This is a genomic window from Pseudomonas sp. NPDC088444 (assembly GCF_044900175.1).
Classification (GTDB): domain Bacteria; phylum Pseudomonadota; class Gammaproteobacteria; order Pseudomonadales; family Pseudomonadaceae; genus Aquipseudomonas.
The window spans coordinates 1-17,449 of the sequence record NZ_JBJDNK010000015.1 but is presented as its reverse complement, the minus strand read 5'-3'; the positions used below and the strand labels follow the sequence as shown (position 1 = coordinate 17,449).

Annotated in this window: 17 protein-coding genes; 14 read left to right on the top strand and 3 right to left on the bottom strand. The window is 60.8% G+C overall.

The window, feature by feature from the left end:
* Window positions 1-117: 117 nt before the first annotated feature.
* Both ACI2KB_RS24720 and ACI2KB_RS24715 read left to right on the top strand, forming a co-directional pair.
* On the top strand, window positions 118-1,050 hold the full coding sequence (locus ACI2KB_RS24720; RefSeq protein WP_404638948.1) for an ABC transporter ATP-binding protein: 933 nt from the start codon (window positions 118-120) through the stop codon (window positions 1,048-1,050).
* Entirely contained in the window at window positions 1,047-1,826 is a 780-nt protein-coding gene (locus tag ACI2KB_RS24715; protein WP_404638946.1) for an ABC transporter permease, read from the top strand. The genes ACI2KB_RS24720 and ACI2KB_RS24715 overlap by 4 nt, the downstream gene beginning before the upstream one ends.
* A gap of 233 nt (window positions 1,827-2,059) precedes the next feature.
* Here the strand turns inward: ACI2KB_RS24715 and ACI2KB_RS24710 are convergent, their stop codons facing one another.
* Window positions 2,060-2,584, bottom strand: a complete 525-nt coding sequence (locus ACI2KB_RS24710; RefSeq protein ID WP_404638944.1) for a DUF2062 domain-containing protein — start codon at window positions 2,582-2,584, stop codon at window positions 2,060-2,062.
* A gap of 155 nt (window positions 2,585-2,739) precedes the next feature.
* On the opposite strand from ACI2KB_RS24710, the gene ACI2KB_RS24705 reads away from it, so the two are divergent.
* The 8 genes from ACI2KB_RS24705 to ACI2KB_RS24670 all read left to right on the top strand — a co-directional run bounded on the left by ACI2KB_RS24705 (window position 2,740) and on the right by ACI2KB_RS24670 (window position 9,834).
* Window positions 2,740-4,956: a DNA internalization-related competence protein ComEC/Rec2 gene (locus ACI2KB_RS24705; protein WP_404638943.1), complete on the top strand. Its 2,217-nt coding sequence runs from the start codon at window positions 2,740-2,742 to the stop codon at window positions 4,954-4,956.
* 84 nt (window positions 4,957-5,040) lie between these two features.
* A complete protein-coding gene (locus ACI2KB_RS24700) occupies window positions 5,041-5,715 on the top strand; it encodes a MotA/TolQ/ExbB proton channel family protein (RefSeq protein WP_404638942.1) in 675 nt (224 codons plus the stop codon).
* Window positions 5,712-6,143 (top strand): ExbD/TolR family protein, encoded by a 432-nt coding sequence (locus ACI2KB_RS24695; protein ID WP_404638940.1) that lies wholly within the window; start codon window positions 5,712-5,714, stop codon window positions 6,141-6,143. Before ACI2KB_RS24700 ends, ACI2KB_RS24695 begins: the two co-directional genes overlap by 4 nt.
* Window positions 6,143-7,138: a tetraacyldisaccharide 4'-kinase gene (gene lpxK, locus ACI2KB_RS24690; RefSeq protein WP_404638938.1), complete on the top strand. Its 996-nt coding sequence runs from the start codon at window positions 6,143-6,145 to the stop codon at window positions 7,136-7,138. Before ACI2KB_RS24695 ends, lpxK begins: the two co-directional genes overlap by 1 nt.
* A gap of 17 nt (window positions 7,139-7,155) precedes the next feature.
* Window positions 7,156-7,341: a Trm112 family protein gene (locus ACI2KB_RS24685; protein WP_003179363.1), complete on the top strand. Its 186-nt coding sequence runs from the start codon at window positions 7,156-7,158 to the stop codon at window positions 7,339-7,341.
* On the top strand, window positions 7,338-8,102 hold the full coding sequence (gene kdsB, locus ACI2KB_RS24680) for a 3-deoxy-manno-octulosonate cytidylyltransferase (protein ID WP_404638936.1): 765 nt from the start codon (window positions 7,338-7,340) through the stop codon (window positions 8,100-8,102). Before ACI2KB_RS24685 ends, kdsB begins: the two co-directional genes overlap by 4 nt.
* Window positions 8,103-8,139: 37 nt before the next feature.
* Window positions 8,140-9,159, top strand: a complete 1,020-nt coding sequence (murB, locus tag ACI2KB_RS24675; RefSeq protein ID WP_404638934.1) for a UDP-N-acetylmuramate dehydrogenase — start codon at window positions 8,140-8,142, stop codon at window positions 9,157-9,159.
* Window positions 9,160-9,243: 84 nt separating this feature from the next.
* Entirely contained in the window at window positions 9,244-9,834 is a 591-nt protein-coding gene (locus ACI2KB_RS24670; protein ID WP_404638932.1) for an NTP transferase domain-containing protein, read from the top strand.
* 69 nt (window positions 9,835-9,903) lie between these two features.
* Here the strand turns inward: ACI2KB_RS24670 and ACI2KB_RS24665 are convergent, their stop codons facing one another.
* Complete coding sequence (locus ACI2KB_RS24665) at window positions 9,904-12,768, bottom strand: ribonuclease E/G (protein WP_404638930.1); 2,865 nt, start codon at window positions 12,766-12,768, stop codon at window positions 9,904-9,906.
* Window positions 12,769-13,484: 716 nt separating this feature from the next.
* On the opposite strand from ACI2KB_RS24665, the gene rluC reads away from it, so the two are divergent.
* Genes rluC through sppA form a run of 3 tightly spaced genes read left to right on the top strand, consistent with a single transcriptional unit; the run spans window position 13,485 to window position 16,111 of the window.
* Entirely contained in the window at window positions 13,485-14,441 is a 957-nt protein-coding gene (rluC, locus tag ACI2KB_RS24660) for a 23S rRNA pseudouridine(955/2504/2580) synthase RluC (RefSeq protein WP_404638928.1), read from the top strand.
* Entirely contained in the window at window positions 14,431-15,111 is a 681-nt protein-coding gene (locus ACI2KB_RS24655; protein ID WP_404638926.1) for an HAD-IA family hydrolase, read from the top strand. Before rluC ends, ACI2KB_RS24655 begins: the two co-directional genes overlap by 11 nt.
* 7 nt (window positions 15,112-15,118) lie before the next feature.
* Window positions 15,119-16,111 (top strand): signal peptide peptidase SppA, encoded by a 993-nt coding sequence (gene sppA / locus ACI2KB_RS24650; RefSeq protein WP_404638924.1) that lies wholly within the window; start codon window positions 15,119-15,121, stop codon window positions 16,109-16,111.
* A 49-nt stretch (window positions 16,112-16,160) separates the two neighbouring features.
* Here the strand turns inward: sppA and ACI2KB_RS24645 are convergent, their stop codons facing one another.
* Window positions 16,161-16,739, bottom strand: a complete 579-nt coding sequence (locus ACI2KB_RS24645; RefSeq protein ID WP_404638922.1) for a Maf family protein — start codon at window positions 16,737-16,739, stop codon at window positions 16,161-16,163.
* Window positions 16,740-16,845: 106 nt separating this feature from the next.
* Here ACI2KB_RS24645 and ACI2KB_RS24640 point away from each other — a divergent pair, with 106 nt between their 5' ends.
* Window positions 16,846-17,373: a YceD family protein gene (locus ACI2KB_RS24640; protein ID WP_404638920.1), complete on the top strand. Its 528-nt coding sequence runs from the start codon at window positions 16,846-16,848 to the stop codon at window positions 17,371-17,373.
* Window positions 17,374-17,449 lie beyond the last annotated feature (76 nt).

The following is a 17,449-nucleotide window of genomic DNA, read 5'->3' as shown; positions in this document are numbered from 1 at the left end:
CGTCGCGTTTGCTACAGATTGTTTCTGAGGCCGGGCACGTCACCTCGGTCTGCGCAATGCCCGCGTGTTTTGTATTCGTCCCTTTTCCCATTTCCTTTTATTGGTGTGTTTTCCGTCATGAGTTCAGCTCTGTCCATCCGGCAGCTAACCAAGACCTACGGCAACGGTTTCCAGGCCCTCAAGGGCATCGATCTGGACGTCGCCGAAGGCGATTTCTTTGCCTTGCTCGGCCCTAACGGTGCGGGCAAATCCACCACCATCGGGATCATCTCGACCCTGGTCAACAAGACCACCGGTTCTGTAAACATCTTTGGCAACGATCTGGACAAGAACCCTGCGCAGCTCAAGCGCTCGATTGGCGTGGTGCCGCAGGAGTTCAACTTCAACCAGTTCGAGAAGACCTTCGACATCGTCGTGACCCAGGCCGGGTACTACGGCATTCCGGCGAAAGTCGCCAAGGAGCGCGCCGAGCAGTACCTGACGCAACTGGGCTTGTGGGACAAGCGCAATGTGCCCTCGCGCTCGCTGTCCGGTGGCATGAAGCGGCGTCTGATGATCGCCCGCGCGCTGATTCACGAGCCGCGTCTGTTGATCCTCGACGAGCCGACGGCGGGGGTGGACATCGAGCTGCGCCGTTCGATGTGGACCTTCCTCACCGAGCTGAACGAGAAAGGCATCACCATCATCCTCACCACCCATTATCTGGAAGAGGCTGAACAACTGTGCCGCAACATCGGCATCATCGACCACGGCACGATCATCGAAAACACCGGCATGAAGACGCTGCTCAACAAGCTGCACGTCGAGACGTTCCTGCTGGACCTCAAGGACCCGATGCAGGTCGCGCCACAATTGGTGGGCTACCCGTCGCGCCTTGTGGATAACCACACGCTGGAAGTGCAGGTCGACAAGACCGTGGGGATCACGGCGTTGTTCAGCCAGTTGTCCTTGCAGAACGTTCAGGTGTTGAGCCTGCGCAACAAAACCAATCGCCTTGAGGAGTTGTTCGTGGGCCTGGTGGAAAAGAACCTGTCGAAGGTGGCGGTATGAGTTCGGAACTGCGCCCCAACCTGATCGCGATGAACACCATTGTCTATCGCGAAGTCCGCCGCTTCATGCGCATCTGGCCACAGACCCTTTTGCCGCCTGCGATCACCATGGTTCTGTACTTCGTGATCTTCGGCAACCTGATCGGTCGCCAGATTGGCGACATGGGTGGCTTCACTTACATGCAGTACATCGTGCCGGGCCTGATCATGATGTCTGTGATCACCAACTCTTACGGCAACGTGGTGTCCAGCTTCTTCGGCGCCAAGTTCCAGCGCTCGGTGGAAGAATTGATGGTCTCGCCGGTGTCGCCGCATACCATCCTCATTGGTTACACCATTGGTGGCGTGCTGCGCGGTCTGGCAGTAGGCGTGATCGTGACGATCCTGTCGATGTTCTTCACTGACCTGCAGGTGCATCACCTGGGCGTGACGGTGGTGGTCGTGCTGCTGACGGCGACGATCTTCTCGCTGCTGGGCTTCATCAATGCGGTCTTTGCGCGCAACTTCGACGACATTTCGATCATCCCGACCTTCGTGCTGACGCCGCTGACCTACCTGGGCGGGGTGTTCTACTCCATCAACCTGCTGCCGCCGTTCTGGCAGACCGTATCGCTGGCCAACCCGGTGCTGCACATGGTCAACGCGTTCCGCTTCGGGATTCTCGGGGTGTCGGACATCAAGATCAGCATCGCATTGGCGTTCATGGTCGTGGCGACGGTCGTGCTCTACCTGGGTTGCGCACGGCTGTTGGTGAGTGGACGCGGGATGCGGCAGTAGTTGGGCTGGATATGCCGATCGTTGTGGGAGCCGGCTTGCTGGCGAATGCGGAGTGTCATTCAACGTTATTGTGATTGACCCACCGCCGTCGCCAGCAAGCCGGCCCCCACAGGTCGGTGTCGAACAAACGGCCTGAATCCGGCGCGGCTATTGTGGGAGCCGCCTTGGTGCGGGCGGCGTTCCGACGAAGGCGGTTGACCAGCCAACATAGAATCTCCCACAGTGGATTGCGTTCAGCCTCCAGAGCTGCGTTTGTGCTGACGCGCTTTCCACTGCCGCCCCACCCACCAGCGCCAGTACCCCATTGTCGCGAAATAGCCGATCACCCCCAGCATCACTCCCGCTACGACAGAACCCAGCAAAAACGGCTGCCACAGCGTCGACAACTGCCCACTGATCCATTCCCAGCTCATCTCGTCCGGAAAGTTTCTCGGCGGCAAGCCCATCAACAGGGCGCCCATCTTGTAGGTGCAATAGAACACCGGCGGCATCGTCAGCGGGTTGGTCAGCCAGCACAGGCTCACCGCAATCGGCATGTTGGCGCGCACCCACACGGCGAGAAAAGCAGCCAGCAGCATCTGCAACGGCATGGGCATCAACGCGGCGAACAGCCCCATCCCCATGGCCCTGGCCACTGAGTGACGATTGAGGTGCCAGAGGTTCGGATCATGCAGCAAGGTGCCGAGAAAGCGTAAGGATTTATGTTCCCGAATGCTGTTCGGATCGGGCATGTACCGTTTGATCAACTGGCGTGGCATACAGGAAATCCGGGGGGCTGGGCGGGGAAGTCGGGAAAGTATGCATGGATGATGGCGGATGGAAATTCAGACATTGTGACAATTAATAAATGCACGATGGACTCAGTGCGCTAAGTCATGGAGGTGAATTTCATCCGCCCATGAAGGAAAGCCTTATGCGCACAGGGATGGTGGCGCTTGCACTGGGGTTGCTGGTGCTGCGTTTTTTGCCGGTGTTGCCGCCGGTCTGGTTGATGCTGGCGATGCCGATCGTCGGGCTCATATTGTTGCCGTTTCGCACCTATCCACTGGCCTTTTTTCTGTTCGGACTGACGTGGGCTGTTGTGTCCGCCAAAGGCGCGCTGGACGACCGACTGCTCGAACGCCTCGACGGCCAGACCTTGTGGCTGGAAGGGGAAGTGGTCGGTTTGCCGAGCACCGTCGACGCAGTGGTGCGCTTTCAACTGGCAGATCCCGTGTCGCGCCGCGCACGTTTGCCCGAGCGCATTCGTGTGGCGTGGTACGGCGGCCCGGCGGTCAGCAGTGGTGAGCGCTGGCGGCTGGCGGTCAAACTCAAGCGACCGGGTGGGCTGGCCAACCCCGGCGCCTTCGATTACGAAGCCTGGTTGTTGGCGCAGCGCATTGGCGCGACCGGAACGGTGGTCGATGGCGAGTTGCTGAAGGCCACGGCAACGCCTTGGCGCGATCACGTTCGCCAGCGTTTGCTGGCCGTCGACGCGCAGGGCCATGAGGGCGGGCTGGCGGCGCTGGTGCTCGGCGACGATTCAGGGCTGAGTCCCGAGAATTGGCAGGTGTTGCAGGACACGGGCACCGTCCACTTGCTGGTGATTTCCGGCACTCACATCGGGTTGCTTGCAGGCCTGCTTTACGGGCTGGTGGCCAGCCTCGCTCGTTGGGGGCTGTGGCCGCGTGCCGTGCCCTGGCTGCCCTCGGCCTGTGTCCTGGCATTTGCCGGGGCGTTGGCCTACGGCTTTCTGGCCGGTTTCGACGTCCCGGTGCAACGGGCTTGCGTCATGCTGGGGTTAGTGCTGCTGTGGCGGTTGCGTTTTCGTCATCTGGGCGTGGTCTGGCCGTTCCTGATTGCGCTGAACCTGTTGCTGTTCGCCGAGCCGCTGATCAGCCTGCGCCCCGGTTTCTGGCTGTCGTTTGCGGCGGTCGGCATCCTGATCCTGATATTCGGCGGTCGACTCGGCACCTGGCATTGGCTGCAAAGCTGGACACGGGCGCAGTGGCTGATCGCTGTCGGGCTACTGCCGGTGTTGCTGGCGCTCAATCTGCCGGTCAGCGTAAGCGGTCCACTGGTCAACCTGATTGCGGTGCCGTGGGTCAGTGTTTTCATCCTGCCGCTGGCGCTGTTCGGCACGTTTTTTCTGGCGATTCCGCTGGTTGGCGAGACGTTGCTCTGGCTGGCGGGAGGCGCGATGGCGGGGCTGTTTCAGTTTCTTTCTTATGTCGCCCAGACCGCGCCTGCGTGGACAGGGCCTGCGGTGCCGATGTGGGTCTGGCCTTTGAGTCTGTTGGGCGCGCTGCTTTTATTGCTGCCCAACGGATTGCCAATGCGCCCGTTGGGCTGGCCCATGCTGCTGTTGTGTGTGTTCGCGCCGCAGAAAAACATTCCTGTCGGAGAAGTCGAAGTGCAGCATCTGGACGTGGGGCAGGGGCTGGCGATTTTGTTGCGCACGCGCGATCACGCGTTGCTGTATGACGCCGGGCCGCGTTTCGGCGAGTTCGATATCGGCGAGCGCGTGGTGTTGCCTGCGATTCGGCGCGCAGGGATCAGCGCGTTGGACGTTATGTTGCTCAGCCACGCCGATGCCGATCATGCCGGTGGCGCGCTGGCCATCCAGCAGGCCTTGCCGGTTACGCGACTGCTGGGTGGCGACGTCGAACGAATGCCGCCCGATTTGTCGGTCGAGCGCTGCCAGAGCGGTGAGGCATGGACGTGGAACGAGGTGACATTTTCCACCTGGATCTGGGGGCAGGCCGCAGAAGGCAATCAGGGTTCCTGCGTGTTGATGATCGACGCCAGGGGCGAACGCCTGTTACTAACCGGCGACATCGACGCTCAGGCCGAGCGCGCCCTGCTGGAGGAGGGCGTCGATGTGCGCGCCGACTGGCTGCAAGCGCCGCACCACGGCAGTCGCACGTCGTCATCCAAGCGCTTCATACAGACTGTTTCGCCGAAAGGCGTGCTCATTTCCCGAGGTCGAAACAATGCCTTTGGCCATCCTCATCCGCTGGTCATGTCCCGTTATCGCTGGCTGGGCATCGACACCCACGACAGTGCCGAGCTGGGTGCTATTACCTTGCAATTAGGCGCATTCGGCGGTGTGATCAGCGAGCGTGCGGTTCGTCGATTCTGGCGAAACTGAAGTGAAGGTTCATTGATCGGCGGGTTCGGCGAGGCCGTCACCCTATGGTAGAGTGGCGCCACTTTTTTTCAGGGGGTGGTTGCTGTGTGGGAGCTGGTCAAATCGGGTGGCTGGATGATGCTGCCGATCATTTTGAGTTCCATCGCCGCCGTCGGGATCATCATCGAGCGTCTGTGGACCTTGCGCGCCAGCCGCATTACGCCACCGCATCTGCTAGGTCAGGTGTGGCGCTGGATTCAGGACAAACAACTGAGCGGCGACAAGCTCAAGGAGCTGCGCGCCGATTCACCGTTGGGTGAAATCCTCGCCGCGGGCCTGGCCAACTCCCGCCATGGTCGCGAGATCATGAAAGAGTGTATCGAAGAGGCCGCTGCCCGGGTCATTCACGATCTGGAGCGCTACCTGGCGACGCTCGGCACCATCGCCGCCATGGCGCCACTGCTGGGCCTGCTGGGTACTGTGTTGGGCATGATCGACATCTTCGGCTCGTTCACCGCCACTGGCATGACCGGTAATGCGGGCATGCTCGCCAGCGGTATTTCCAAGGCGCTGATCTGTACCGCATCGGGCCTGACCGTGGCGATTCCGACCATCTTCTTTCACCGTTATCTGCAAAACCGTGTCGATGAACTGGTGGTCGGCATGGAGCAGGAAGCGATCAAGCTCGTCGAGGTGGTGCAAGGCGACCGTGATGTCGACCTGACCGACGCCAAGCCGGACCTCAAGGCCGCCGCCCGTGGCGAGGGTCGCAAGAAGTGAAGTTCCGTCGTCGCAAAGCCCGGGAGACCATCGACATCAACCTGGTGTCGCTGATCGACGTGGTGTTCATCCTGCTGCTGTTCTTCGTGGTCACCACCACCTTCACCCGCGAGACGCAGATGCGCGTGGACCTGCCGCAATCCGTGACCGGTGCATCGGCGGACGATGTCGACAAGAAACACGTCGACATCACGATCAACGCCGATGGCGTCTATTCGGTGAACAACACCCTGCTGGCCGACAACAAGCTGGACACCCTGATCGACGCGTTGCAGAAAGAGTCCGGTGGTGATACCAGCCTGCCGCTGTCCATCAGCGCCGACGGCAAGACGCCGCATCAGGCGGTCATCACCGCCATGGATGCCGCGGGCAAGCTGGGTTTCGCGCATTTGCGCATGACCACTGTCGAGGCCGCCTCGGCTAACTGATGGCACTGACGGATCGTTTGCTCGACGCCTGGTACGGCGGCCATCCGGCGCTGGTACTTCTGCGTCCTCTGGAAGTCCTGTATCGCCGCGTGGTGAACAACAAGCGCGCACGTTTTGTGGCGGGCGAAGGCGATATCTACAAAGCTCCGGTGCCGGTCATCGTCGTCGGCAACATCACCGTGGGCGGTACGGGCAAAACACCGCTGATTTTATGGATGATCGAACACTGTCGTCGGCGCGGTCTGCGCGTGGGCGTGGTGAGTCGCGGCTACGGCGCCAAGCCGCCCAGCCTGCCGTGGTGCGTGCTTGCGCAGCAGCCTGCTGATCAGGCAGGGGATGAGCCGCTGCTGATCGTCAAGCGTACCGGCGTTCCATTGATGATCGATCCCGATCGCTCCCGTGCCGTGCGCGCCTTGCTCGCTGCCGGGCCGCTGGACGTGATTCTGTCCGACGACGGCCTGCAACACTACCGCCTCGCCCGCGACCTGGAACTCGTGCTGATCGATGCCGCTCGCGGATTGGGCAATCGCCGTTGTCTGCCTGCCGGTCCTTTGCGTGAGCCGGTCGAGCGCCTGAAGAGCGTCGATGCGCTGCTTTACAACGGTGCTCGCGAGGACCGCGACGAGGGGTACGCCTTCACCTTGCAGCCGAGCGCACTGGTCAATCTGCTGAGCGGCGAGCGCCGGGCGGTCGATCATTTTCCGGCGGGCCAGGCCGTGCACGCAGTAGCGGGCATTGGCAATCCGCAACGTTTCTTCAACACCCTCGAAGGACTACACTGGCGCCCTGTTCCCCATGCATTCGCCGATCATGCCGAATTTACCGCAGAGGCCCTGGCGTTCACGCCCGTGCTGCCGGTGGTCATGACCGAAAAAGACGCCGTGAAGTGCACCTCCTTCGCAGCGCCCGACTGGTGGTATCTGGCGGTGGAGGCGGTGCCTTCTCCGGCCTTCGTCAGTTGGTTCGATGTGCAGTTAACCCGGCTTTTGCCATGACTCGCTCAGGATTTTTTATGGACACCAAATTGCTCGACATCCTCGCTTGCCCGGTCTGCAAAGGCCCGCTCAAGCTCAGCGCCGACAAAACCGAGCTGATCAGCAAGGGCGCCGGTCTGGCCTACCCGATTCGCGATGGCATTCCAGTCATGCTGGAAAGCGAAGCCCGCACCCTGACCACTGATGAGCGTCTGGACAAATGACTGCAGCGTTTACCGTCGTTATTCCTGCGCGCTACGGTTCCAGCCGTTTTCCCGGCAAACCCCTGAAAACCATCGCGGGTAAGCCGATGATCCAGCACGTCTGGGAGCAGGCGCGCAAAAGCAGTGCGCAACGCGTGGTCGTGGCCACTGACGATCCTCGCATTGTGGAAGCCTGCCAGGCCTTCGGTGCGGAAGTCCTGATGACCCGCGATGATCACAATTCAGGCACCGATCGGCTGGCAGAAGTGGCATCTCAATTGGGCTTGGCCAACGATGCCATTGTGGTCAACGTGCAGGGCGATGAGCCGATGATTCCCCCGTCTGTGATCGATCAGGTGGCCGAAAACCTTGCGTCACACCCGGAAGCACGGATGTCGACCCTGGCCGAACCGATCGATGACGTGGCGGCGCTGTTCAATCCGAACGTGGTCAAAGTCAGCTCGGACATCAACGGCCTGGCCCTGACGTTCAGCCGCGCCCCGTTGCCATGGGCGCGTGATGCATTGGCCAAGAGCCGTGACGTGTTGCCCGAAGGCGTGCCGTACCGTCGCCACATCGGCATCTACGCCTACCGTGCCGGTTTCCTGCATGACTTCGTCAGTTGGGGGCCGTGCTGGCTGGAAAACACCGAAAGCCTTGAACAACTGCGTGCCCTGTGGCATGGCGTGCGCATTCATGTGGCCGATGCACTGGAAGCGCCACCTGCGGGTGTCGACACGGCAGAAGACCTGGAGCGCGTCAGGCGCTTGCTGGAGGCCTGACCGTGATGGACCGTCGCGTGGCTGTGCAGGTTCGTCGATGAGCCTGCAGATTCAATCCGGTGTTTCACTCAAGCCGTTCAACACCTTTGGCGTCGACGTTCGCGCCCGCCTGTTCGCCGAAGCCCACAGCGATGCTGATGTGCGCGAAGCGTTGGCCTATGCGGCCGAGCACAAGGTCGAGCTGTTGGTGATTGGCGGCGGCAGCAACCTGCTGTTGACCCGTGACATCGATGCCCTGGTGTTGCGCATGGCCAGTCGTGGCGTTCGCATCACTCACGAAGATTGCGGCATGGCCGTTGTCGAGGCAGAAGCGGGCGAGCCTTGGCACCCCTTCGTCCAGGACATGCTGGCGCAGGGATTGTCGGGGCTTGAAAACCTCAGCCTGATCCCCGGCACCGTGGGCGCTGCCCCGATGCAGAACATCGGAGCGTACGGGGTCGAGCTTAAAGACGTTTTCCACAGCCTGACCGCGCTGGATCGTCAGACGGGCGAGCTGCGGGAGTTCACCCTGCCTGAATGCGCATTCGGCTATCGCGACAGTATTTTCAAGCAGCAGCCGGGTCGCTGGCTGATTCTGCGGGTGCGGTTTCGCCTGAGCTTTTCGGCGACCTTGCACCTGGACTACGGCCCGGTGCGCCAGCGTTTGCAGGAGCAGGGCGTGATCGAGCCGACGCCGATTCACGTCAGCCGGGCGATCTGTGCGATCCGCAGCGAAAAACTGCCGGACCCTGTCACGCTGGGCAACGCGGGGAGTTTCTTCAAGAATCCGTTAGTGTCCGCCGAGTTGGCCGCGCGCATTCGTGAATCTCATCCGGGGCTGGTGGCTTATCCGCAGGCGGACGGGCAGGTGAAGCTCGCGGCAGGCTGGCTGATCGAGCAGGCGGGCTGGAAGGGCTTTCGTGAGGGTGATGCCGGCGTTCATCAGCTTCAGGCACTGGTGCTGGTCAACTATGGCGCTGCTTCGGGGCGTGACCTGCTGAACCTGGCGCAACGAATCCAGGCAGACATCCACGAGCGTTTCGGCGTTTCGCTGGAAATGGAGCCTAACCTGTACTGATCTGCTCCAGGGCAGGGTGTGAACGTGCGTTCTGGCCTGGCCTTTGCTTTTTTGATGTGATTCCCTCCAGATCAGAGGCAAAGCATGCGTGAAACCCTGTGTGCCATCGTCCTTGCCGCCGGGCATGGGTCGCGTTATCGGCAGGTGGCCGGTCCACATCGCAACAAACTGCTGGCGCAATGCGCAGGGCGCGATGGTGTGGAGCGCGCAGTGCTGGAGCATGTGCTGGTGAACGTGCGCCCTGTCGTCGACAAAATCGTGCTGCTCACTCGCCCTGACTACACCAGCGTGGCCGAACTGGGTCTGCGCCACGGTTGCGAGGTTGTGGTGCTGGACTCGCCCGGCATGGGTGACAGCATCGCAGCGGCAGTGGCCGCCGAGCCGGATCATCGTGGCTGGTTGATCGTTTTGGGTGATATGCCCTTCATTCAGGTGAATACCCTCAAATGTGTAGCCCAGTCTGTGGCGCCAGACGCCATCAGCGTGCCCGTGCATGACGGGTGTTATGGTCATCCTGTGGGATTTGGGCGCGGGTTTGGTTCGGCCTTGATGGGGCTGGCTGGAGAGAAGGGCGCAAAACGGCTGTTTCAAGGCGCGAACATTAACGAGCTGGCAGTCGACGATCCGGGCGTGTTGTGGGATGTGGATGTGCCTGCCGCCTTGTACTACAAGTAGCCGCCGTATCATCGGGCATAAAAAAGCCCCACCTGCATCACACAGGTGGGGCTTTTCATTTAGCGGAGATTACAAAGGCTTTGGTTCTTTGCTTTCTTCCAGCTCTTCACCGTTTTCAGTCACGACCTGCTTGGCGGCCTCGGCCTCTTTCTGCAGGCGCTCGGCCTCCAGACGGCGGCGACGAACCTCGCGAGGGTCGTTCGCTGCACGGCCGGTGCTGGCCATTGGCAGGGACGGCTTCTCGACGGCTGCCGGGGCTGGCGCAGGTGCTGCTTCAGCGGCAACTGGTGCGGCGACGATTTCCGGCGATGCGGTTTCCACTGGCGCTTCAATCACGGCTGGAGCGACAGCGACAGGCTGTTCGATCACTGGCTCGACCGCTTTCGGTGCCTCAAACGGTGCAGCAGGTGCCTCGACGACCGGTGCGGGTGCAGGCGTCTCAACCACCGCTTCAATAGCGGGAGTCTCAACGACGGCTGGCGCTTCCACAGCGGCAGGTGCTGGGACCGCTGCCGGGGCTTCGGCCTCGGCGGCGGCTTTCACCTGACGCTCGAACGGGCTCAGCGACGCATCGAACTGTGCCACTTCAACTTCCGGCATGACCGAACGTCTGGCCGGAGCTGCTGGCTTTTCAATGACCGGCGCTTCAACCACGGGCGCTTCGGCCTTCTCGACGGGTGCGGCTTCGGCTACAGGGGCTTCGACTGCTGCGGTTGCGCGTTCGGCCTGGCGATTGGCTTCGGCTTCGGCGGGAGCGCTGATGACCACTTCGGCAACCGTTTCAGTCACGACCAGGCCCGCAGCGATTTCTTCGCTGGAACCTTCCTGACGGACTTCGGCAGTGGCTTCAGTGCCTTCGCTGCCTTCAGCACCTTCGATCACATTGCCGTTGGCGTCGCGCTGACGCTCACGACGGTTGCTGCGGCGACGCTGACCACGGGAGCGACGACGCGGGCGATCGCCTTCGGCGTTCTCCTGGTTGTCGTCCAACTGCTCTTCGTTGTTCAACAAGGTTTCGTCTTCAGCGGCTGCAACGGCCTGCTCTTCGCGAGGTTTGCGCTCTTCGCGCGGCGGACGTGGCTGGCGCTCTTCACGCGGCGCACGCTCCGGGCGCTCTTCGCGCTGGACGTTGACGGCCGGTGCGGCATCCAGTGGCTCGCGCAGTTCACGCACACGCTCCTCGCGAGGCTTGCGGTCTTCACGCGGGGCACGTGGTTGACGCTCTTCACGCGGAGCACGGGGTGCACGCTCTTCGCGTGGGGCGCTGTCGTCGCGGGCTTCACGCAGCTCACGTGGTGTACGTTCTTCACGTGCTTCACGTGCTTCACGTGCTTCACGTGGCGCGCGTTCTTCGCGAGGAGCACGCTCTTCACGTGGTGCACGTTCTTCGCGTTCCGCACGCGGTGCACGTTCTTCACGCGGCTTGCGCTCTTCGTCACGGCGGCCATTGCGGTTGCGGCTCTGCTGACGACCGTTGCGACGCTCTTCGTTGCGGGCAGGGCGCTCGGCGGTCGGTTTTTCAACGGCAGCGACCGGTGCGGCGGGTTCTTCCTTGGTGGCAAACAGGTTGACCAGCGATTTCACCAGACCTTTGAACAGGCTTGGCTCATGCGCCACAGGCGCAGGTGCGGCAACCGGTGCAGCCACTTCGGTCGGGACCGGAGCGTTGGCACGGGCTGGAGCGGTTTTAACGGCAGCTTCCTGACGAACCAGGGTGCGGGTCGCGGCAGTCGGCAGAACCTCTTCGGCCTCGGCAGCGGCGGCAGCAATTTCATAGCTCGATTGCAGGCTGTGGGCTTCCGGGCTGTCATCGCGCAGGCGCTGCACTTCGAAATGCGGCGTTTCGAGGTGGTCGTTCGGCAGAATGACGATGCGGGCGCGGGTGCGCAGTTCGATCTTGGTGATCGAGTTGCGTTTTTCGTTGAGCAGGAAGGCCGCGACCGGGATCGGCACCTGAGCGCGTACCTCGGCGGTGCGGTCTTTCAGGGCTTCCTCTTCGATCAGGCGCAGGATGGCCAGCGACAGCGACTCGACGTCACGAATGATGCCGGTGCCGTTGCAGCGTGGGCAGACGATGCCGCTGCTTTCGCCCAGGGATGGACGCAGGCGCTGACGGGACATTTCCAGCAGGCCGAAGCGCGAGATGCGACCGATCTGTACGCGGGCGCGGTCGGCTTCCAGGCATTCGCGGACTTTTTCTTCCACGGCGCGCTGGTTCTTGGCCGGCGTCATGTCGATGAAGTCGATGACGATCAGGCCGCCGATGTCCTGGCGCAGGTAGTCGCGGATGGCGCGGATGATGACATTGCTTTCCTGATAGATCAGGAACGGCGCGGCGCGGTCCTGGGACGCTTCCTTGATGGCGGTCCACAGTTGCAGCAGGTAATCGAGGTCCCACTGCATTTCTTCGCTGCTGCGGCCAAGGCCGGCAGTGCGCACGATCAGGCCCATGTCGGCAGGGGCGATCAGGCCGTTCAGCGCTTCGCGCAGTTCGTTGCGCTCTTCGCCTTCGATGCGGCGCGAGATGCCACCGGCACGCGGGTTGTTCGGCATCAGCACCAGGTAACGGCCGGCCAGGCTGATGAAGGTGGTCAGGGCCGCGCCCTTGTTGCCACGTTCTTCTTTCTCGACCTGAACGATGACTTCCTGGCCTTCGCTCAGGACTTCCTTGATGTTGACGCGACCTTCCGGGGCTTTCTTGAAGTATTCGCGGGAGATTTCTTTCAGCGGCAGGAAGCCGTGACGCTCGGAGCCGAAGTCGACGAAGGCCGCTTCAAGGCTTGGCTCGATACGCGTGATCCGGCCTTTGTAGATGTTGGCCTTCTTCTGTTCACGGGCCCCGGATTCGATGTCCAGGTCGTATAGGCGCTGGCCGTCTACCAGCGCAACACGCAACTCTTCGGGTTGAGTCGCGTTAATCAGCATTCTTTTCATGTAGTACCGTCGGTTTCCGGGCTGCCGGAAACGGCGTTCGGCACACACGACTTCTCACGGTCGGTGTCAGGGCGCGTCAGGAGTGCTTGGACACTCCAGTGTCTAGCGATGTCCGGCCAGATGGGCCATCGTCGCGACGACGTTTCCTGCTTGCTGTGGTGACAAATGACACCCTGTCAGCAAAAGCTTGGTCAGGAGGAGGAATCAACCATCGGTAGCGGACGATATGAAGCGTCTTGATTAAAGCCTTTTGCTACACAGTCCGACGGTTGTGCGTCTCCACCCCACACGTATCCCTGATAATTCGGGTGCTGCCGCGCGCTGAATCCGCAGCGGGTTTGCATTTACGCGATCTTCGATGGGAAGTTCGCGCCTCATGGCTCAAATTAAGGCGTGGTTTGCGAAGCATTCGCTCGAATCAACCACCGGCGACTGCACTTTGTGAACTGCCCTTGAACGTGGGCCTCGACGGCGAGTGTTTCACTCTGCGATCGGGCTTGTTTCAGGCCTCATGTCACCTGCGCTCGTTACACCGGCTGGCCATTCGTTGTCACCGAAAGCCCCGTAGGACGGCCTCGCGCCCTTGTGAATTGCGTTGGGCAGGGCCGGTAGTCTTACCGTTTGTCCGCTGTCCAGGCCGCTTTTGGCGGCGTTCGCGACTATAGCAGCAATCATTAAGTGCTTCAAATCCATAAAAAATTGTTATGATTTGCGCCATGACGACTATCACCCCCCCAACCCCCGGCGTTCAGCTGGTAGAGGTTGCGCCGGAACTTGCCGGTCAACGCATCGATAATTTTCTGATCACGTACCTCAAGGGCGTTCCCAAGACCTTGATTTACCGCATATTGCGCAAAGGCGAAGTGCGAGTGAACAAGGGGCGGGTCAAGCCAGAGTACAAGCTTCAGGCGGGCGACATCGTGCGTGTTCCGCCCGTTCGCGTGCCTGAGCGCGACGAGCCGGTGCCGGTGGCCCAAGGGCTTTTGCAGCGGCTGGAGGAAGCCATTGTCTACGAAGACAAAGGCCTGATCGTGCTCAACAAGCCCGCTGGCATCGCGGTTCATGGTGGTAGCGGCCTCAGTTTCGGTGTGATCGAAGCCTTTCGTCAGTTGCGTCCTGATGCCAAAGAACTGGAACTGGTCCATCGCCTGGATCGCGACACCTCCGGTCTGCTGATGATTGCGAAAAAACGCAGCATGCTTCGGCATTTGCATGAGCAACTGCGCGGTGATGGTGTCGACAAGCGTTATATGGCGCTGGTGCGTGGCAACTGGCCGACTTCGCAGAAGCAGGTGCGAGCTCCGTTGCTCAAAAGCAATCTGCGGTCCGGCGAGCGCATGGTCGAGGTGAACGACGAAGGCAAGGAGGCGTTGACGTTGTTCAAGGTTCTGCGCCGTTTCGGCGATTTCGCCACCATGGTCGAGGCGCGCCCGATCACTGGGCGTACCCATCAGATCCGCGTGCACACATTGCATGCGGGCCACAGCATTGCGGGCGACAGCAAGTACGGCGACGAAGATTTCACCCGCGAGATTCGGGATCTGGGCGGCAAGCGGTTGTTCCTGCATGCTTACGCGCTGACCGTGCCGCTGCCTGATGGTGGCAAGCTGGAATTACAGGCGCCTGTCGACGAGATGTGGGCCAAGACCGTGGAGCGATTGAGTGCGCCCTGATTACGAACTGCTGATTTTTGACTGGGACGGCACGTTGTCCGATTCCATTGGCCGGATCATCGACGCGATGCGACAGGCGGCAGGTCTGGCCGGGCGACCGGTGCGAGACGACGAAGCGATCAAGGGCATCATCGGCCTGGGGTTGCCAGAGGCGATTCGTACGCTGTACCCGGACATCACGGCCAACGATCTGATCGATTTTCGCCAGCATTACGCCGACAGCTACATGGCCATGGATGCCGAGCCGTCCAAGTTGTTCGATGGCGTGCGCGAGTCTCTGGAAGCCTTTCGGGCCGAGGGCTACCGTATGGCGGTGGCGACCGGCAAGGCGCGCCGCGGTCTGGATCGTGTGCTCAAGGCTCATGGTTGGCTGGATTATTTCGATACCACCCGAGCGGCCGACGAAACGGCGAGCAAGCCTGATCCGCTGATGCTCAATCAGATTCTTCAGCATTGTGGCGTAAGGCCCGAAAAGGCATTGATGGTCGGGGACGCGTCTTTCGATCTGCTGATGGCGCGCAATGCGGGCATGGATTCTGTTGCTGTAAGTTACGGCGCCCAGACGCTGGACGCTCTCCTTCAATATTCGCCACGCTTGGCCATCGATCATTTTTCCGAGTTGCGCACCTGGCTAGGCAAGAGAGCCACCGAATCTTCGTTGTTGGGGTAAATGAACTATGTCGGACGAATGGAAATCGCCGTCTTCGCAAGAGCGGGACGACGCGGGGGATGCAAAAAGCTGGAAGTTGCTGGAAAAAACGTTGTTGGCGAATGTTCAAGAGCATCGCCGCACGCGGCGTTGGGGGATTTTCTTCAAATCGCTGACGTTCATCTATCTGTTTGCGGCGCTGGCGCTGTTCTCGCCGCTGATGGATTTCGGCAAGGGCGCGTCGCGCAAGGCCAGCCACACGGCCCTGATAGAAGTCAAAGGCATGATTGCCGACACCGAGGCCGCCAGTGCCGACAATATCGTCGGCAGTCTGCGGGCTGCGTTCGATGACGAGAAGACCAAAGGTGTGATCTTGCGCATCAATAGCCCGGGCGGCAGTCCGGTGCAGTCAGGCTACATCTATGACGAAATCCGCCGTCTGCGCGCGAAGAAGCCGAACATCAAGGTGTATGCGGTCATCAGTGATCTGGGGGCGTCCGGCGCTTACTACATTGCCAGTGCGGCTGACGAAATCTACGCCGACAAGGCGAGTCTGGTGGGGTCCATCGGCGTGACGGCTGCAAGCTTTGGCTTTGTGGGCACCATGGAGAAGCTGGGTGTCGACCGTCGCGTCTACACCTCGGGTGAGCACAAGGCTTTCCTCGATCCGTTCCAGCCGCCAAAGGCTGATGAAACGGCATTCTGGCAGGGTGTGCTGGACACGACGCACAAGCAGTTCATTGCCAGCGTGAAAGCTGGGCGAGGGGATCGCTTGAAGGACAAGGATCATCCCGAGCTGTTTTCGGGGTTGGTCTGGACAGGCGAGCAGGCGGTAGGGCTGGGGTTGGTGGATGGTCTGGGCAGTGCCAGCTACGTTGCGCGTGATGTGATTGGCGAGAAAGAGATTGTCGATTACACCGTTCAGGAGTCGCCACTGGACCGGTTCTCCAAGAAGATCGGTTCCAGCGTTGCTGAGAAGATCGCAATGTGGGCCGGCTTTGGCGGGCCTTCGCTGCGCTGATACCGTTGCGAGGTGACAGAAACCCGGCCATTGGTCGGGTTTTTTGTTGTCAGGGAATGAGCACGCCTTCATTCATGAGCATGTCCACCAGCCTTATTAAAGGAAGGCCGATCAGGCTGGTGGCGTCGGGGCCTTCGGTGCTTCGAAAAAGGCTTACGCCCAAGCCTTCGGCCTTGAAGCTGCCCGCGCAGTCGTAAGGTTGTTCGGCGTGCAGGTAACGGCTGATCTGATCTGTACCTAGTTGGCGCATGTGCACGGTGAACGGCACGCAGTCGACCTGGCAATGGCCGGTCTGGCTGTTGTATAGCGCAAGACCGGTCAGAAAACTCACGCTTTTGCCGCTGCTGGCACTGAGTTGCTCAGCGGCGCGCTCGAACGTGTGCGGTTTGCCGAGGATGTGTTCGCCGAGTACCGCGACCTGGTCGGAACCGATGATCAGGTGGTCTGGAAACCGCGCTGCCAGGGCCATGGCTTTTTCCTGTGCCAAGCGTTTCACCAGTGCGACAGCAGACTCCTGAGGGCGGTGGCTTTCATCGATATCAGGCGACGCGCAGACGAACGGCAGGTTCAGGCGGCCGAGCAATTCACGGCGATAAGGCGAGCTGGAGGCGAGAAGCAGAGGCAGCATGGGGTTCTCCGAAACATGAAAGTCGAGTGTAATCAGCGGGTCAGGTTGCGAACAGCCCTGAATTTCCTTTGACAGTCGCCGGGGTCGTCCCTAGAATGCTGCGCCTATGTTGAATGACCCGATTCCACCTCACGTTGACCCGCGCAAATTAGCTGATCGTGGCGCCACTCTCCAGGGAGCGCTGCCGCTGGCTGATTTGGAGAGACTCTGCGACCCGCTTGCTGACAATCTCGGTACAGTGCAGGCGAAATTCGTTTTTGAACGAGACGAGCGACGCGCCGTGGTTTTCCACAGCGACATCGACGTCGAAGTCAAAATGGTTTGCCAGCGTTGTCTTGAGCTGGTCACCCTGCCGATCCACAGCGAATGCAGTTACGCCGTGGTAAAGGAGGGTGCAAACACCCAGTCGTTGCCGAAAGGCTATGACGTGCTGGAACTCGGCGAAGATCCATTGGATCTGCTGGCGTTGATCGAGGAAGAGCTGTTGCTCGCCTTGCCCATTGTGCCTGCTCATGATCCGAAAGAATGCCAGCAGCCGGCGGGCCTCGATGAGCCCGAGCCGAGCGTGGACGAGGTAACGCGGTCCAACCCGTTCAGTGTATTGGCGCAGTTAAAGCGTGACCCAAACGTTTAGGAGTTAATCAATTTTTTATGTTAAGGAGAACAAATATTACGTCTCTTCCCGTGACATGCTGAGTTGGCACGACGCT

Bases quoted from the DNA above. Each gene is read 5' to 3' on its own strand.
- ACI2KB_RS24720 (WP_404638948.1), top strand. From the start codon at position 118: ATGAGTTCAGCTCTGTCCATCCGGCAGCTAACCAAGACCTACGGCAAC.
- ACI2KB_RS24715 (WP_404638946.1), top strand. From the start codon at position 1,047: ATGAGTTCGGAACTGCGCCCCAACCTGATCGCGATGAACACCATTGTC.
- ACI2KB_RS24710 (WP_404638944.1), bottom strand. From the start codon at position 2,584: ATGCCACGCCAGTTGATCAAACGGTACATGCCCGATCCGAACAGCATT.
- ACI2KB_RS24705 (WP_404638943.1), top strand. From the start codon at position 2,740: ATGCGCACAGGGATGGTGGCGCTTGCACTGGGGTTGCTGGTGCTGCGT.
- lpxK (WP_404638938.1), top strand. From the start codon at position 6,143: ATGGCACTGACGGATCGTTTGCTCGACGCCTGGTACGGCGGCCATCCG.
- ACI2KB_RS24685 (WP_003179363.1), top strand. From the start codon at position 7,156: ATGGACACCAAATTGCTCGACATCCTCGCTTGCCCGGTCTGCAAAGGC.
- kdsB (WP_404638936.1), top strand. From the start codon at position 7,338: ATGACTGCAGCGTTTACCGTCGTTATTCCTGCGCGCTACGGTTCCAGC.
- murB (WP_404638934.1), top strand. From the start codon at position 8,140: ATGAGCCTGCAGATTCAATCCGGTGTTTCACTCAAGCCGTTCAACACC.
- ACI2KB_RS24670 (WP_404638932.1), top strand. From the start codon at position 9,244: ATGCGTGAAACCCTGTGTGCCATCGTCCTTGCCGCCGGGCATGGGTCG.
- ACI2KB_RS24665 (WP_404638930.1), bottom strand. From the start codon at position 12,768: ATGAAAAGAATGCTGATTAACGCGACTCAACCCGAAGAGTTGCGTGTT.
- rluC (WP_404638928.1), top strand. From the start codon at position 13,485: ATGACGACTATCACCCCCCCAACCCCCGGCGTTCAGCTGGTAGAGGTT.
- sppA (WP_404638924.1), top strand. From the start codon at position 15,119: ATGTCGGACGAATGGAAATCGCCGTCTTCGCAAGAGCGGGACGACGCG.
- ACI2KB_RS24645 (WP_404638922.1), bottom strand. From the start codon at position 16,739: ATGCTGCCTCTGCTTCTCGCCTCCAGCTCGCCTTATCGCCGTGAATTG.
- ACI2KB_RS24640 (WP_404638920.1), top strand. From the start codon at position 16,846: ATGTTGAATGACCCGATTCCACCTCACGTTGACCCGCGCAAATTAGCT.